At 63.3% G+C, this 15,146-nt stretch carries 15 protein-coding genes; 4 read left to right on the top strand and 11 right to left on the bottom strand.

The window, feature by feature from the left end:
• Positions 1–2 precede the first annotated feature (2 nt).
• Together B0G81_RS13940 and B0G81_RS13935 are read right to left on the bottom strand one after the other, a co-directional pair.
• Positions 3–761 carry a fumarylacetoacetate hydrolase family protein gene (locus tag B0G81_RS13940; protein WP_134136391.1) on the bottom strand — a complete coding sequence of 253 codons (759 nt, stop codon included), beginning with the start codon at positions 759–761 and terminating at the stop codon, positions 3–5.
• A complete protein-coding gene (locus tag B0G81_RS13935; RefSeq protein ID WP_134136389.1) occupies positions 758–1,534 on the bottom strand; it encodes a fumarylacetoacetate hydrolase family protein in 777 nt (258 codons plus the stop codon). The genes B0G81_RS13940 and B0G81_RS13935 overlap by 4 nt, the downstream gene beginning before the upstream one ends.
• Before the next feature lie 135 nt (positions 1,535–1,669).
• Here B0G81_RS13935 and hpaR point away from each other — a divergent pair, with 135 nt between their 5' ends.
• Complete coding sequence (hpaR, locus tag B0G81_RS13930; RefSeq protein ID WP_243856440.1) at positions 1,670–2,122, top strand: homoprotocatechuate degradation operon regulator HpaR; 453 nt, start codon at positions 1,670–1,672, stop codon at positions 2,120–2,122.
• A gap of 231 nt (positions 2,123–2,353) precedes the next feature.
• On the opposite strand, the gene B0G81_RS13925 is transcribed toward hpaR, so the two are convergent.
• The 3 genes from B0G81_RS13925 to B0G81_RS13915 form a co-directional block, all read right to left on the bottom strand.
• A complete protein-coding gene (locus B0G81_RS13925) occupies positions 2,354–3,493 on the bottom strand; it encodes a DSD1 family PLP-dependent enzyme (RefSeq protein ID WP_134136387.1) in 1,140 nt (379 codons plus the stop codon).
• Between the two features lie 19 nt (positions 3,494–3,512).
• Entirely contained in the window at positions 3,513–4,184 is a 672-nt protein-coding gene (locus B0G81_RS13920) for an HAD-IA family hydrolase (RefSeq protein WP_116121882.1), read from the bottom strand.
• A gap of 137 nt (positions 4,185–4,321) precedes the next feature.
• Complete coding sequence (locus B0G81_RS13915; protein WP_116121881.1) at positions 4,322–5,227, bottom strand: LysR family transcriptional regulator; 906 nt, start codon at positions 5,225–5,227, stop codon at positions 4,322–4,324.
• 192 nt (positions 5,228–5,419) lie between these two features.
• Here B0G81_RS13915 and B0G81_RS13910 point away from each other — a divergent pair, with 192 nt between their 5' ends.
• Positions 5,420–6,508: a hypothetical protein gene (locus tag B0G81_RS13910; protein WP_134136385.1), complete on the top strand. Its 1,089-nt coding sequence runs from the start codon at positions 5,420–5,422 to the stop codon at positions 6,506–6,508.
• A gap of 60 nt (positions 6,509–6,568) precedes the next feature.
• Here B0G81_RS13910 and aroQ read toward each other — a convergent pair whose 3' ends face one another.
• From aroQ to B0G81_RS13895, 3 genes are read right to left on the bottom strand one after another with little or no spacing between them, the layout of a single operon-like run.
• The gene (gene aroQ, locus B0G81_RS13905; RefSeq protein WP_134136383.1) at positions 6,569–7,009 is read right to left on the bottom strand and encodes a type II 3-dehydroquinate dehydratase; all 441 of its coding nucleotides are present in this window, start codon (positions 7,007–7,009) and stop codon (positions 6,569–6,571) included.
• 43 nt (positions 7,010–7,052) lie between these two features.
• Positions 7,053–8,120 (bottom strand): Gfo/Idh/MocA family oxidoreductase, encoded by a 1,068-nt coding sequence (locus B0G81_RS13900; protein ID WP_134136381.1) that lies wholly within the window; start codon positions 8,118–8,120, stop codon positions 7,053–7,055.
• A 33-nt stretch (positions 8,121–8,153) separates the two neighbouring features.
• A complete protein-coding gene (locus B0G81_RS13895) occupies positions 8,154–9,560 on the bottom strand; it encodes an MFS transporter (protein WP_134136379.1) in 1,407 nt (468 codons plus the stop codon).
• 274 nt (positions 9,561–9,834) lie between these two features.
• Here B0G81_RS13895 and B0G81_RS13890 point away from each other — a divergent pair, with 274 nt between their 5' ends.
• Positions 9,835–10,791: a LysR family transcriptional regulator gene (locus B0G81_RS13890; RefSeq protein ID WP_134136377.1), complete on the top strand. Its 957-nt coding sequence runs from the start codon at positions 9,835–9,837 to the stop codon at positions 10,789–10,791.
• Positions 10,792–11,050: 259 nt separating this feature from the next.
• A complete protein-coding gene (locus B0G81_RS13885; protein ID WP_134136375.1) occupies positions 11,051–12,574 on the top strand; it encodes a CoA-acylating methylmalonate-semialdehyde dehydrogenase in 1,524 nt (507 codons plus the stop codon).
• An 86-nt stretch (positions 12,575–12,660) separates the two neighbouring features.
• On the opposite strand, the gene B0G81_RS13880 is transcribed toward B0G81_RS13885, so the two are convergent.
• The 3 genes from B0G81_RS13880 to B0G81_RS13870 all read right to left on the bottom strand — a co-directional run bounded on the left by B0G81_RS13880 (position 12,661) and on the right by B0G81_RS13870 (position 15,098).
• A complete protein-coding gene (locus B0G81_RS13880; protein ID WP_134136371.1) occupies positions 12,661–14,001 on the bottom strand; it encodes an MFS transporter in 1,341 nt (446 codons plus the stop codon).
• Positions 14,002–14,065: 64 nt separating this feature from the next.
• On the bottom strand, positions 14,066–14,629 hold the full coding sequence (locus B0G81_RS13875; RefSeq protein ID WP_106284661.1) for an isochorismatase family protein: 564 nt from the start codon (positions 14,627–14,629) through the stop codon (positions 14,066–14,068).
• 16 nt (positions 14,630–14,645) lie between these two features.
• Positions 14,646–15,098 (bottom strand): MarR family transcriptional regulator, encoded by a 453-nt coding sequence (locus B0G81_RS13870; RefSeq protein WP_106284662.1) that lies wholly within the window; start codon positions 15,096–15,098, stop codon positions 14,646–14,648.
• Between the last annotated feature and the right edge of the window lie 48 nt (positions 15,099–15,146).

The following is a 15,146-nucleotide window of genomic DNA, read 5'->3' as shown; positions in this document are numbered from 1 at the left end:
GATCAGGCGCGGTTGAAGTCCGCGTCGCATGCAATCGTATTGACGAGACGGCCCAGGCCGTCGATTTCGCAGATCACTTCGTCGCCCGCATTGACGTTGACGATGCCTTCGGGCGTGCCGGTCAGGATCACGTCGCCGGGCGCGAGGGTCATGAAGCTGCTCAGGTACTCGATCAGCGCCGCAATGTCGGTGACGAGATCGCGCGTGTTGCCGTGTTGCTGACGCGTGCCGTTCACGAAGGTGCGCAATTCGAGTTGCGTCACGTCTTCGATGTCGGCGGCGTCGACGAACCAGGGGCCCAGCACCGTGCCGCCGTCGCGATTCTTGACCCGCAGGTTGGGGCGGTAATAGTTTTCCAGGTAGTCGCGGATCGCGTAGTCGTTCGCAATCATGTAACCCGCCACATGCTGCATGGCGTTGTCGCGCTTCACGTTCTTCGCGGTTTGCCCGATCACCACCGCCAGTTCGCACTCGTAGTGCATGAAGGCGACGTCGGCGGGGCGGCGCGTCACGCCGCGATGGCCGACCACCGTGCCCGGTCCCTTGAGGAACACGAGCGGCTCTTCCTGCTTGCTGAACTGCAATTCCTTCGCATGCTCCGCATAGTTCAGGCCGAGCGCGAAGATCGTGCCGACTTCGATCGGCGCGAGCCATACCACTTCATCTTCGCGACGCACGCGGCCATCGGCGAGACGCACGCCGTTGGCGTCGGGATAGGCTTCGTGAATCGCGCCTGCATACGCAACGCGGCCGCGCATCATGGCTGTGCTCCTTGTTGTTCTTCTTCGGCGCCGACGAACCACACCGTGAGCGGCGGCATGGCGCCGATCGACAGCGTGGCCGTGTCGCCGATATGCGCGACAGGCGAACCGTGCGGCACGCCGAGCGTGATGACGTCGCCCGCGCTGAGCGTCATGAAATCGGTGACGTCCGCGAGCATTTGCGCGACGTTGCGTACCGACGACGCGGTGCTCGCCGCGAATGCGTCCCGTGACCCAAGCTGAACCCGGATCGGGAGGTTATCCGGCGTCGCAACATGATGCGAGGCAACCACGGCGGGTCCGACGACGCAGAAGCCGTCGCGCGCGCGGAATCGCACCGATGGCCGGTACACGCTCGCATGCGGCACGCTGAGATCGGCGACCAGCGTGTAGCCGGCGACGTAGTCGAACGCCTGGGCCACGCTGACCCGTGTTGCAGTGCGGCCGATCACGATGCCGAGCGACGCGCCGACTTCCACGCCCAACGCGTCGTCCGGCACGACGACCCGCGCGCGATGCCCGGCGAGCGTATTGCGCGGCTTCAGATAAAGCACCGGCGCTTGCGGCGGCGCTTTATACGGCGCGGCGTGCACCGCGTCGCCCAGCGCCGCGAGCGCGGCGCGGTCGTTCAGCAAGGTTCCATAGACAGCGCCGCGAACCGGCGCGCGGCAGGCCGTGCCACGAGCCAGCAGCGCGGCCGCGGCGCGCGCATCCACGTCGCGCGGCAGCGCCTCGCCTTCGGGATGCAGCAGATGATCGGCAAGTGCAAACATAAATTAGCTGTCTCTCGGCAAAAACACTAACATGTTAGTAGTATTGCGCTTGATATCATCCATGGTCAATAGCCTGTCGGCTGATCGCGGGTTTTCCCTTAAGCTTCGACGGCTGCATTTAAATCATCTTCCAACATGTCCGCTTCCGCCTCGACCCGAGTTTTGCACCGCAACCTGCCCATGCTGTTGCTGCGCGCCAGAGAAAAAATGATGGAGCGGTTTCGTCCGCTGATTACCGCGCATGGATTGACCGAACAGCAGTGGCGCGTGATTCGCGCGCTCAACGAGCACGGCCCGATGGAACCACGCCACATCTCCGATATCTGCACGATTTCGAGCCCGAGCATGGCCGGCGTGCTCGCGCGCATGGAGAGCATGGAACTGGTGACCAAGGAGCGGTTCGCCGAAGACCAGCGGCGCGTGCTGGTGTCGCTCACGGACACGAGCGCGGAATTGGTGCGCGTGATTTCGAAGGATCTCGAAGCGCATTACCGCGCGTTGGAGCGCAAGGTGGGGCCGGAGATCGTCGAGCGCGTGTATCGCGCGGTGGACGATCTGCTGGCGGGGCTGGAGGAAGAGGAGGAGTGATGTGGCAGCTTAGCGGCTCAGCGGCTCAGCGGCGCGAGTCGGGTGTCGCGGTGTTCGCTGCGTTGTCGTGCATGCCTCGGTCCTTGTACGCGCGACGCGGATAGTCGAGCACGGTGGTGGGCGAAATCGTCATGCGTTATGCGACTGCCTTGTGGAGCGGCTGTAGCCGTAGAGCTTGATCACATCGTCGGCGCTGCGCAATAGAGGTGTCATGCGCTGGCGCCTCCTGCTTCACCAGCCCTGAAAGCGCCGCCACTCCACGCTGTTGCCGTCCGGCGCCACCGCGTGATACTCGGGAAACTGCGCGCCGGTAGCGCACGCGTGATTCGGCAGAATGCGCAGTTTCATCCCGATCGGGAAGCGCAGCGTGACATCGTCGTGAGCCTGAGCGCTGTCCGCTGTCGGCGAGAGGATACCGTGCTCCTGATTGGCGCCGCTGACCACGTAGCCGGGCAGCGGCGTGCCGTTCAGCAAGCACGGCTGGCCGTACGCGAAATCGTGCGACTGCTTCGAAGTACCGCGATCCCGGCTCATCGCCATCCAGCCCGCGTCGAGAATCGCCCAGCCCTTGTCCGCCTGATGACCGATCACGGTGGCGAGCACGCTGAGCGCGATGTCGTCGAGCGCGCACACGCCGACGTTGTGCATGACCAGGTCGAACAGCACGTACACGCCGGCGCGTACTTCCGTGACACCCTCCAACTGCGTGGCAGCGAGGGCCGTTGGCGTCGAACCGACGCTGACGGCCGGGCAAGCAATGCCGGCTTCGCGCAGCCGCTGCGCGGCGCGCACGCAGCCGGCGCGTTCCTGCTCAGCGAGCGCGGCGAGTGCTTCGGGCGTATCGAGCTCGTAACTCGAGCCGGCATGGGTCATCACACCACCCACCTTCACACCGTTCTCATGCAGAATCCGGCCGACTTCGAGCAGCGTGTCCTGCTCAGGTGTAATGCCTGAGCGGTGCCCGTCCGTATCCACTTCGATCCACACCTCGAAGGTTTCGCCATGCTGATCGCCGAATGCAGCGATGGCCGAGGCGGCGATCGGATTGTCAACCACGAGCTTCAGATTGCAGCCCTGGCGGCGCAGCGCGAGCGCTCTAGGCAGCTTCGACGGGGCCATGCTGACGGCGTAAAGAATGTCGTCGACACCGGCGGCGAAGAACGCCTCGGCTTCCTTCAATGTGGACACCGTGATGCCGCGCGCGCCGGCAGCGATCTGCGCGCGGACCACGTCGATGCATTTGGTGGTCTTCACGTGCGGCCGAAACGCGACGCCGAGCGTGTTCATCCGCCCTTGCATTCGCGCGATGTTCCTTTGCATCCGTGCGACGTCGATCAACGCGGCGGGGGTTTCAATCTGGTCGAGTTTCATGCTTTCACCGGAAATGGGGTTATGCGTGGTCATGCTGGCTGGTGCCGAAGCGAGCGAGCCACGGGACGAGCGAGTCCAGCGTCGCGCACTGGATCTCGGGCGGCTGCGCGCCGGCAACGAGCGGCAGGCCGACGCGGTTGTGCCAATACGTCCGCATGCCGACGGCGGCGGTGCCGAACATGTCGTAGCTGGAGCCGGCCACGAACGCCGCTTCGTGAGCTTGCACGCCGAGTTTGTCGAGCGCGAGGCGGTAAGGCAGCGGGTCCGGTTTGTACACGCCGGCCTCTTCGGCGGTGACGATCGCATCCCAGCGGACCGGCAAAAGGTGCGCCGCCTGTGTGCCGAGGCGCGTGGAGCAGTTGGTGACGACCGCCAGCTTGCAATGCGATGCGAGCGTTTGCAGTGCGTCGAGGGCGCCGCTCCACGGCGTGAGCATCGGCCAGTCCGCTTCGAGCGCCAGCGCAGCGGATTCGGGCAGGCCCACCTGGGTGGCGGCTTCGCGCACCAGTTGTTCGTACGCAGTGTATGAGCCGCAGCCGTAGGTCAGCCGCAGATACGCGGCGCGCCATGTCCGGCCCGCCTGCTCGGAACCGGCCGCGCGATTCCACGAGGTCCACGAGTCGAGCAGGGCGGTCAGCAGATCGAACAGGACGGCTTTGGGATAGGCGGCAGGCACGGAGGCAAGAGTCATGATCGATTTGACCAGCAGCGGACGGTGAACTGATTATAAAGTTTCACCGGCGGCGCGGCGTTCAGATTGGCTAACTCATAGATTCGGTCAGATTGAATGATCCGTTTTGCGACTGCACCGGAGTTGGTTTTGAACATTCATCGCCGCCAGGGCGGCTGCGGCCTGAACCTGCTTTGCAGATACTGCATGAAATGGCGAGTGCGTGCCGGCAGGCCCGCGCGTTGATGCGTAAGCGCCATGACGTCGGCATCCGGCGCTTTCCAGCCGGGCAGCAGACGGACCAACTTGCCCTTCGCGATATCTTCGGCCACGTCCCATTCGGAGCGCAGGATCACGCCGCGTCCTTCGCATGCCCACTGGCGAATCACGTCACCGTCGTTGCAACTCAAATGAGCGGACACTCTCACGCTGCGGCGCGTGCGGCCCTTGCTGAACTGCCACAGCGAGACATCTTCGTTATTCTCGCGTAGCACGATGCAGGGCAGTTTGCTCAATTCATCCGGAGATTCCGGCGTGCCGATTCGCTTGATCAGCGCGGGCGCCGCGCAGACGAAGCGCGCATTCGGCGCAATCGTGTAGCCGATCAGATTCGACACCGGCAGTTCGCCAATGTGCACGACGATATCGAAGCGATCCATCGTCTCGGTCAGCGGCTTGTCGGAAAGCGTGAGCGCGACGTCGACTTCCGGATTCCGCTGCTGGAAATCGGCAATCGCGGGTGCGAGATGCCGCCGCCCAAACCCCAGCGGCGCGTTGATCTTCAGCGTGCCGACGAGTCCGCCGCGGCGCATCTGCAGATCTTCGAATAGCGCGTCGAACTGCTGGACAAGGTCGGCGCCGCGTTCGCACAGCAGCGTGCCTTCGTCCGTGAACTGCAGGCGGCGTGCCGTGCGGTTCACCAGTTGCGCGCCCAGTTTCCTTTCCAGTTGCTGAAGACGCTGCGTGACCGCCGAGGGCGACAGCCCCAGCTTGCGCGCCGCGGCGACCAGGCTGCCGCTTTCGCGCAGCGTCAACAGGAAGCGGATATCGGCCGAATCGTTCATATGAGCGGCGTTTTGGTTCGGAAGACTGGCAGCTTAAAGTGTTTGGACTGGCGTTTCCAGTTCGGGCTGACACGCGCGCCGGCGAACGCGGTGCCGCTTGCAAGGTAAAGTGATGCTTCTGTCACGCAGGCGGCGGCGCGCGCCGCTAAAGTAGACGCTGCACCGCTTACCTTTCATTGAAGAGAAGTCCACATGCCGTTGTCCTATGGGTCGCCGCATGACCCGTCAAACGATGCCGCGCGGAACAGCGCCTTGAAACAGGCTGTATTTCTGCATACAGGCTGGCGTAGTGCGGGAACGTGGGTCTGGTCGCGACTGCGCGAACTCGACACCGTGACCGCCTTTTATGAACCGCTCAGCAACGTGCTCGCGGACCTGAGCCTTGCCGATGTGTCCGCGTCGCGTCCCACGCTGACGTCGGGACACCCGCCGCTCGACGCGCCGTATTTCGACGAATATCGCCCGTTTTTGCGCGACGGCGCTCGCGGTGTGGACGGTTACCGCCGGGGGTTCAGCCTCGATCGCTTCGCTAGCGTACCGGACGCGGAATTTCCCGCATTGCAGGCCTATTTACGCAATCTTTGCGAGCGCACCACCGAACAAGGCAGCCTGCCGGTCTTCAAGTTTTGCCGTTCGTCCGGCCGATTGCCGTGGCTGAAACAGGCTTTTCCGCAGGCCATGCATGTGGGTGTGCTGCGAAATCCCGCGTCGCAGTTCGCTTCGGGGTGGCTGCTTGGTCGGCAATGGAGCAATCCGTTTTTCGTGGCCGCACCGTTTCGGGTGCTTGGGCTGAATCAGACGGACCCGCTAGTCAGGCAGGCCATCGAGATTTGCGGCGTGAGCTTGCCGCCCGCCGCGCCCACTTCGGATGACGCTTATGCAATGGCCTGCGAGCAGTATGCGCGCACGGCCGAAGGCAATAATGCATATCGGGCGTTCGTTGCGTTGTGGATTCTGTGTGCGTTGCGCATGGCGGGCGGCGTCGATCTGCTGATCGACATGGACCGGCTCGGAACATCGCCTGACTATGCGGCGGGATTGCGCGCGGCGTTCGAAGCGCAGAGCGGGTTATCGCCCGACTTCAGCAGCGCACGCGATCTGGTGGATGAGACGCGGCGCGGTGCGGCGCGCATGAGCGGCATCGACGGAAGGGCGATGCGTGCCGTGCATTCCGCCGCGCTCAAATTCCTCAAGGCACAGGGTGGCGCGGACGCCGGTTTTGTCGAAGTGATCCGCGAAAAGATGGTGCTGGCCAACGAATTGACCGACGCATGGCGCTGATGGAGCATTCGCCGCGCACGGTGAACGACCCCGAGCGCGGCGAAGAAAGAGCCCCGTTGGTTAAGCGGCCGCCGCCGATACAGCCGCCCGCAACCCCAGCAAATAACTGTCCACACCAAAGCCGCAAATCTGCCCTTTGACGACTTCCGCAAACACGGACACGTGCCTGAATGCTTCGCGCGCGTGGATGTTCGACATGTGGACCTCTACCACCGGCACCGTCAGGATCGCCAGCGCATCGCGAATGCCGTAGCTGTAATGCGTCCACGCGCCGGCGTTGATCATGACGCCGTGCGCATTCTCCGTGAAAGCCTGGTGGATGCGTTCGCACATCGCGGCTTCGCTATTGGTCTGAAAGCTCTCGACCTGGACGCCTAGTTCCTTGCCCAATGCCTGCAGACTGCTGTCGATTTCGGCCAGCGTCACGGTGCCGTATTGCGCGGGATCGCGCTTGCCGAACATATTGTGGTTGATGCCGTGAAGCATCACGAAGGTTTTCATGGGATGTCCCTGGAACAATGGATTCAGTAAAGGCCGGGCGACATCAGTGCACCGCTGCGAGTGCGGACCTCGTGTCCACCGCGCAACCGGTATTGGCCGCTTCGACAATCGCCTCGGTAATGCGCAGATTCTGCAGGCCGTCGCGGGCGCTCACGAGCGGTTTGACTTCCTTGCGGATCACGCGCACGAAATGTTCGAGCTGGAGCTTGAGCGGATCGTCGCGAGTCATCTCGGCGACGCCGACCTGAAACGGCTTCCACCACGAACGATCCTCGGCATTGCCATAGGTTTTCAGGCGCATGGTGGGCACGGCGAGCGAGCCGAAGGTGCCCGCAATGACGTAACAGTCTTCATCCGGATACGTGGGATAAGCCTTGTTTTCCTGCGACGTCTGTTCCCAGCTACGCGCGCTCGCGGCCGTGTCCGACAGCATGAAGCTGCCGAGCGCGCCGCTCGCGAAGCGCAGGTTGATCACCACTGTGTCTTCGACCGGAAAACCACGTGTGGCATGCGACGAAAACGCTTGCACGGCCACGATATCGCCGCACAGCATGCGCAGGTTGTGCACCTCGTGAATCATATTCAGCAGGATCGGACCGCCGCCCGGCTCGCGCCGCCAGGGGGCGTCGGCGTAGTACTCATCCGGTTTGAAGAAGACCGCGCTGCCCATCACCGCGACCAGTTTGCCGAGCCGGCCTTCGTCGATCAGTTGCTTCGCACGGGCCATGATCGGACTGTGCGCGCGATGATGCCCAATCAGCAACGGCACGCCGCGGCGTTCGACTTCGCCGACCAGCGTTTCGGCCTCATCGACCGTGGGCGCGATCGGTTTCTCGAGCAGCGTGGGCACGCCGGCCGCGAGACAGGTCAGCGCGTGCTCCACATGCAACTGGTTCGGCGTGGCCAGGATCACGCCGTCCGGGCGATCGCGTTCGAGCAGTTCCTCGAGCGTCCGGTAAAGCGGTACGCCGGCCTGGGCAGCGAGCGCCTGTGCCGCTGGCGACGGGTCGACGATCGCCGACAGCGTGCACGTGCCGCTCTGCTGCGCAACAGCCATGTGAGCGCGGCCGATATAGCCCGCGCCGGCCACGGCGATCCGGATGGTGGTCATGGATCGATTCCTTTGAAGTTCGATCGAATTGGCTTACGCGAGGGCTTTTTTGGTTTCTGCCATGGTCTCGGCCCGCATCCGGTCGTAGCTGGCCTTATCGATCGGCACCGCATTGGGTTCGCCGAGATCGCTCAACTTAACGCGGTAGTTCTCGCGTGCGGTCCACGCGGTCACCGCGGCAACGATGGTGATGGCGAACGTGATCGTGCCGATGATGAGCGGCACATTGGTCGATCCGGGCGGCGCGACATAGGCGAACAGCGCGGGCAGCAGGGCGGTGATCGTCGTGCCGATGTTCTGGCCGATGGCCATGGCGGAGACGCGTGAGCGGGTCGGGAACAGCTCCGGATAGAAGCTCGGGAAGATCGCGTTATAGCCTTGATAGATGATGCCCCACATGAGGATCGACATCACGATGGCGAGCGGCACGTTGCGGATGCTAATCGCGTACAGGTAACCGAACGACAGCAGACCCGCGCCGAGCGCGCCGACGACGATGGGCAGGCGCCGCCCGATCCGGTCGGACAGATTGCCCACATAGGGAATGACCAGCACGGCGACGATGTTGCCGATAACCGGAATCCACAAGTAGACGCTCTTGGAAAAACCGATGCCATACGACGCCTGCACCGCATAGGCCGCGCCGAAGATGGTGGCGACGACCGGAATCACGTTCATCAGCGAGCAGAGAATCACACGCACCATGTCGGGCCAGTTGTAGCGGAAGGCGTCGACAATCGGCGACCTGGGTACGTTGCCGCTCGCGTCTTCCTTGGTGAAGGCGGGCGTTTCATGGACTTCGCGGCGAATGATGTAGCCGGCAATCAGCACCACGGCACTCAGCAGAAACGGGATGCGCCAGCCCCACGAATTGAACGAGCTCTCGTCCATGAAGTAGGCGAGCGGCAGAAACACTGCGGCGGCGAGAATCTGGCCCGCCTGCACGCCTTGCAGCGTAAAACTTGCGTAGTAACCGCGCCGCCCGAATGGTGCGTGTTCGAGAATCATCGAACTCGCGCCGGAGATTTCACCGGCCACGGCGAAACCCTGAATCAGGCGCAGCACCACCAGCAGAGTGGGCGCAAGCAGCCCGACGCTGTGATAGGTAGGCAGAAAGCCGACTGCCATCGTCGAGAAGCCCATCAGGAACATGCAGACCAGCAGAACGTTCTTGCGGCCGTGGGTATCGCCCCAGTGCCCGAGCACCACCGCACCGATCGGCCGTGCGACATAACCCACGCCGTAAGTGGCGAGCGAAGCCACGATGGCGATCTTCGGATTACCCGAGGGAAAGAACAACTGTGGAAAGATCAGGGCCGCCGCCTGGGCGTAGATAAAGAAGTCGTAGTACTCGAGTGCCGATCCGATCCAGCCGCTGGCGGTTGCTTTGCGAGCCTGCGAGCGGCGCTCGTGGCCGGCCGCCGATGTAGTCGTTTCCATGTCGTCTCCATAACAGAAATGTTTTTTGATCAGCTTCTACGGCTGATTCATTGGCGTACTGAAAGCAAAACTATGCAAGCCAGGATTTACCTGGCCCCGACCGCGCGGCCTGCTTTCCGGGCGCCTGGAATGTTGCTGTGCAGCGAAACGGTCTTCCGAACACAGGGTTAACGAGTACCTGGTTGTACCGAGTAATCATCCGGCCGGCGTCGCTTGCCCGATCGGCTCGTTAAGGCTAGGGTAATGTGCTTCTGCACGGACACAATGCGGCCAGATGGAAAATCAGAATGCGCTCACAGCCAGCAATGAGTCTTTCCTGCGCGATCTGCAGTTGTTCTGCAACATCGCGCGCCGGGGCAGCTTCGTGGCGGCATCGACGGAAATGGGTTTGTCGCCTTCACATGTCAGCAAGCGTATCGCCATGCTGGAGGCGAGTCTTGGCGTGAAGCTCTTTCAGCGCACCACGCGCCGGGTCAGCGTGACGAGCGACGGCGAAGCCGCTTTGCAGTGGGCGCAAAAAATACTCGACGACGTGCAAGGCATGGCCGATGCGTTCGCCGATCGCCGCACCGAACTGCGCGGCTTGCTGCGCATCAGCACCAGCCTGCGGCTCGGCCGCAAACACGTGTCGCCGATTCTGGCCTTGCTACGCCAGCGTCATCCGAATCTCGAGATCTGGCTGGAACTGCTGGACCGGCGCGCCGATCTGGTCGGCGAGAACTTCGATATCGACGTTCGCGTGGGCGAAGTGCATGAACCGCACCTGATCGCGCACAAGATGGTGGAGAGCGCGCGGATACTCTGCGCGTCGCCGGAGTATCTGGAACGGCGCGGCGTGCCGCTCGAACTGGCCGAACTGGCCCAGCACGACTGCCTGCTGTTTCGCGGACGCGACGACCGCTTCGGCGTCTGGCGTCTGAGCGGCCCGGACGGCGAAAAGAGCGTGAAGGTGACGGGCACCGTCGCGTCCAATCTCAGCGATATCGTCGTGCAGTGGGCGAGAGACGGCTACGGCGTGGTGATGGTGTCGATCTGGGACGTGGCCGAGAGCCTGCGCACCGGCGAACTGGTGCGCGTGCTGCCTGATTACATGCAGCCCGCGGATGTCTGGGCGGTGACGGCGGAGCGGCTGTCGTCGTCGGCGAAGATCCAGGTGTGCATCGAATTTCTCCGGGAACAGTTGACGAGCGGCCCGTATGCGCTGGTGACGCGCGGCGTGGGCGGGTTTTGACCGAGCCACGCAGCGACGTGCGCTGACGCCTGAACGGGGTTCGCGTCCCAATACAGTTGCCACACAAAAAACAATACAGTGAGGCGCGGTTTTAATTGGCTGTATCGGGAGTATGACCGGCGCCGTCGATACAGTTGGCGGTCTCATGGAGCCTGCCGACGAGCGGATTACCGCTTTGGTGCCGGACGACGTAGCCTGATTTTTTGCCTATGGCCCGGTGCCGACGCGCCGCGGTTTATCCCGAACACGAGGTAAGGACATGAATGCAGTGAACGAACAAGCGAAGCTGTCGGTGCAGCAGCTGGGCCACTACATCGGCGGCGCGCCGGCCGCGCCGACCAGCGGCCGCTTCAAGGACGTGTTCAATCCCGCCACCGGCAAGGTGAGCGCCTCGGTCGCGCTGGCGTCGGTCGAGGAAGTGGATGCGGCGGTGCAGGCCGCCAAGGCCGCCTTTCCCGCCTGGAGCGAAACGGCACCGATCAAGCGCGCCCGCATTCTGTTCAAGTTCAAGGAGTTGCTGAACCAGCATCACGACGAACTGGCAATGCTGATTACACGCGAACACGGCAAGGTGTTCACGGACGCGCAAGGCGAAGTGGTGCGCGGCATCGAAGTGGTCGAGTTCGCCTGCGGCATTCCGAACCTCCTGAAGACGGATTTCACCGACCAGATCGGCGGTGGCATCGACAACTGGAATCTGCGGCAGGCGCTGGGCGTCGTCGCGGGTATCACGCCGTTCAACTTCCCCGTGATGGTGCCGATGTGGATGTTTCCGGTCGCGCTCGCCTGCGGCAATACGTTCGTCCTTAAGCCGTCGGAACGTGATCCGTCGGCGTCGCTGCGTCTCGCCGAATTGCTGAAGGAGGCCGGTCTCCCGGACGGCGTGTTCAACGTGGTCAACGGCGACAAGGTCGCCGTGGATGCGCTGATCGATCACCCGGACGTCGCGGCGCTGTCGTTCGTGGGCTCGACGCCGATCGCCGAATACATTCACACGGAAGCGTCGAAGCGCGGCAAGCGCGTGCAGGCGCTCGGCGGCGCGAAGAATCATCTGGTGGTGATGCCCGACGCCGATCTGGATCAAGCTGTCGATGCATTGATCGGCGCGGCCTATGGTTCGGCCGGCGAGCGGTGCATGGCGATTTCGGTTGCGGTGGCGGTCGGCAACGTGGCCGACAAGCTGATCGAAAAGCTGGTGCCGCGCGTCAAGTCGCTGGTGATCAAGAACGGCGAACATCTCGACGCTGAAATGGGCCCGTTGGTTACCGCGGAACATAAGGCCAAGGTGACGGGTTATATCGCGTCGGGCGAGGCGGAAGGCGCGAAGCTGATCGTCGACGGCCGCGCGCATCCGGTGGCGAGCGAAGACGGCTTCTTTGTCGGCGGCACGCTGTTCGACCATGTCGGCACGGACATGAAGATCTACAAGGAAGAGATTTTCGGCCCGGTGCTGGCAGTGGTGCGGGTGCCCGATTTCGCGAGCGCCGTGGATCTGATCAACGCGCACGAATTCGGCAACGGCGTGTCGCTGTTCACCTCGGACGGCGGCGTGGCGCGCGCGTTCGGCCGGCAGATTCAGGTGGGCATGGTCGGCATCAACGTACCGATTCCGGTGCCGATGGCGTGGCACTCGTTCGGCGGCTGGAAGCGTTCGCTGTTCGGCGACCATCACGCGTACGGCGAAGAGGGGGTGCGCTTCTATACGCGCTACAAGAGCATCATGCAGCGCTGGCCGGATAGCATCGCCAAGGGTGCTGAATTTACGATGCCGGTGGCGAAGTAATTCGTCCGGTTGAATCGTTGTAATGAAAAAGCCGCGCCTGACAATTCAGGCGCGGCTTTTTCGTATCTGCACGCTGCAGCGGCCACTTAAACGCCCGCAGACGAATCTTCTTCCGCTTCGCTCAACACAGCGTTTTGCACTGCGGCGGCAGGGCTGACATAAGCAGGCGCCTGCCGCAGATCGTCGACGCTGTAGCGCAGACGCCCCGCTTCGATATACACGCGCAACTGGCGGTACTTCACGAAATAAAGCAAGCCGACGAGCGCCGCCGCGAATCCCGAAGCCGCGCCTACCCCGAGCGCCCAGCGCGGGCCGAAACGGTCCGCGACCCAGCCGACGACCGGCGCGCCGAGCGGCGTACCGCCCATTAAAATAGCCAGCAGAATCGCGATCACGCGGCCGCGCATGGCAGGCTCGGTGGTGACCTGTACGAGACTGTTGGTGGACGTCGAGAAGGTCTGCGTCGAAACGCCGATCGCGATGAGCATCAGGCCGAATGACAGGGTGCTCGGCATCAGCGAGGCTACCGTGCAGCCTACCCCGAACATGGCCGCCGAGCCGAGCAGCAGCGCCATGCGCGGTTTCGCGCGGCGCGCGGCGAGCAGCGCGCCGGTGACGGAGCCGATCGCCATGGTCGAACTCAACACGCCGTATTCGCCGGCGCCCGCATGAAACGCCGTGACCGACATCGTCGAAATGAAGATCGGGAAGTTCAGACCGAACGTGCCGATCAGGAACAGCATCAACAGCGCGGCCACCAGATCGGGACGCTTCCAGACATACTTGAAGCCGTCGATGAAACTGCCGCGCGAGCGCGCCGCGTGCGGTCTCAGATGCAGTTCGTTCAGCCGCAGCATGCGCAGCGATCCGAGCACGGCGACGAAAGACAGTGCGTTGATAAGAAACACCCAGCCGGTGCCGACCGAGGCGATCAGCAATCCGGCGACCGCGGGCCCGACCATGCGCGCCATGTTGAACGAAGTGGAGTTCAGTCCGACGGCGTTCGACAGATCCGCTTCGCCAACCAGATCGGACACGAAGGTCTGGCGCACCGGCGAGTCGAACGCGGTGACGCAGCCGAGCAGCCCCGCGAACACATAGACGTGCCACAACTGCACGAGCCCGGTGACGGTGAGAATGCCTAGGCCCAGTGCGCAAGCACCCATGGCCGCCTGGGTGGCGAACAGCAGCTTGCGGCGGTCGAAGTGATCGGCCGCATAACCGGTGAGCGGCAACAGCAGCAATTGCGGCCCGAACTGCAGCGACATGACGATCCCCACCGAAGTCGCATTGTGCTGGGTGAGTTCCGTGAGGACGAGCCAGTCCTGCGCCGTGCGCTGCATCCAAGTGCCGATGTTGGAGACGATCGCGCCGCTCGCCCAGACCCGGTAATTGAAATTGCGCAGCGAACGGAAAGTGCCTGTCACCGGACTGTTTCCCTGTGCGAGGTTTGCCCGGCGCGCGGGTTTCGATAGATGGTCGAACCTGACATCATGCGCGCGAGCGCTCGAGCAACGCGAGCAGTTCCTGCGTCGTGCCGGTCTCGCCGATACGCGGGAAGATGCGCGTGATGCTGTTGGTGTGAGCGTCCGCATGGAGATCGGTCATGGCGTCGACGACCAGCGTGACGTTGAAGCCGAGTTCGTTGGCGTAGCGCGCGGTGGATTCGACGCCGATGCTGGTTGCCACGCCCACCAGCACCACTTGCGTGACGCCTTGCTCGCGCAGATAGGCTTCGAGATCGGTGTTCGTGAATGCGCCCCAGGTGCGCTTGGTGACCCGATGATCCGACGGCTGCGCGTTGATCTCGGGCACGAGGTCCGCGAAGCCGGCGGGGAAGTCGCCGGATGGGCGCGCCTGTTCCGCGCGGCCCGGCGCACCGCCGGTCACGTTGACGAGCACCACGGGCAGACCATGGCGGCGAAACGCGTCGGCGACGGCAGCCGAGCGCTTGACGACTTCGCCGGTGGGATGCGCGGTGGGCAGCGCAACAATGCCTTGTTGCAAATCGATGACGATCAGTGCGGTTTTTGCGTCGAGCGTGGTGAGTGCCATGAGTGGCTCCTGAAAGTTACGAGTCGATGAGGCGTTTGAGTAAGTCCACGCCGGTTGCGAGTTGTCGTTGCTCGGCCGCCGAGAAGCGCGTCTGGATGGTGCGGAACAACCAGTCTTCGCGCGCCGCGCGGCTTGCCTTGATTTTCTTGCGAAAGGCGGGTGTGAGGGAGAGGACCGTCTGCCGTCCGTCATTCGGATCGGGCGCGCCGCTGACGAGCCCGGCCGCTTTCAGAACCGAAAGCGTCTCCCCCATGGACTGCGGACGCATGCCGTGAGCACGCGCGAGCGCGGTGACCGTTGCCGGACCTTCGCGCTCCAGCAAACCGAGGACCTGCACCTGTGAAGGGGTGAAATCGCCCAGATGCGATTCTTCGCGCAAACGGCGGCGCAATTTGCCGACCAGCACGCGTAAGTCTTCCGCCATGGCGTGCAGGGCTTCGGTGTCGGGCGGTAGGTCGCTCTTGCTCATACTCATGCTTATGCCATGACGAATGTGAAGGTTACCTGCTAAGGTTAC

The sequence above is a fragment of the Paraburkholderia sp. BL6665CI2N2 genome, assembly GCF_004366535.1.
Lineage (GTDB): Bacteria > Pseudomonadota > Gammaproteobacteria > Burkholderiales > Burkholderiaceae > Paraburkholderia.
Note: the sequence above shows the minus strand (reverse complement) of the source record. Positions and strands in the feature narration are given on the sequence as shown.

Bases quoted from the DNA above. Each gene is read 5' to 3' on its own strand.
- B0G81_RS13910 (WP_134136385.1), top strand. From the start codon at position 5,420: ATGCCGTTGTCCTATGGGTCGCCGCATGACCCGTCAAACGATGCCGCG.
- B0G81_RS13915 (WP_116121881.1), bottom strand. From the start codon at position 5,227: ATGAACGATTCGGCCGATATCCGCTTCCTGTTGACGCTGCGCGAAAGC.
- B0G81_RS13925 (WP_134136387.1), bottom strand. From the start codon at position 3,493: ATGAAACTCGACCAGATTGAAACCCCCGCCGCGTTGATCGACGTCGCA.
- B0G81_RS13875 (WP_106284661.1), bottom strand. From the start codon at position 14,629: ATGGCACTCACCACGCTCGACGCAAAAACCGCACTGATCGTCATCGAT.
- hpaR (WP_243856440.1), top strand. From the start codon at position 1,670: ATGTCCGCTTCCGCCTCGACCCGAGTTTTGCACCGCAACCTGCCCATG.
- B0G81_RS13940 (WP_134136391.1), bottom strand. From the start codon at position 761: ATGATGCGCGGCCGCGTTGCGTATGCAGGCGCGATTCACGAAGCCTAT.
- B0G81_RS13935 (WP_134136389.1), bottom strand. From the start codon at position 1,534: ATGTTTGCACTTGCCGATCATCTGCTGCATCCCGAAGGCGAGGCGCTG.
- B0G81_RS13890 (WP_134136377.1), top strand. From the start codon at position 9,835: ATGGAAAATCAGAATGCGCTCACAGCCAGCAATGAGTCTTTCCTGCGC.
- B0G81_RS13900 (WP_134136381.1), bottom strand. From the start codon at position 8,120: ATGACCACCATCCGGATCGCCGTGGCCGGCGCGGGCTATATCGGCCGC.
- B0G81_RS13920 (WP_116121882.1), bottom strand. From the start codon at position 4,184: ATGACTCTTGCCTCCGTGCCTGCCGCCTATCCCAAAGCCGTCCTGTTC.
- B0G81_RS13870 (WP_106284662.1), bottom strand. From the start codon at position 15,098: ATGAGCAAGAGCGACCTACCGCCCGACACCGAAGCCCTGCACGCCATG.
- aroQ (WP_134136383.1), bottom strand. From the start codon at position 7,009: ATGAAAACCTTCGTGATGCTTCACGGCATCAACCACAATATGTTCGGC.
- B0G81_RS13895 (WP_134136379.1), bottom strand. From the start codon at position 9,560: ATGGAAACGACTACATCGGCGGCCGGCCACGAGCGCCGCTCGCAGGCT.
- B0G81_RS13885 (WP_134136375.1), top strand. From the start codon at position 11,051: ATGAATGCAGTGAACGAACAAGCGAAGCTGTCGGTGCAGCAGCTGGGC.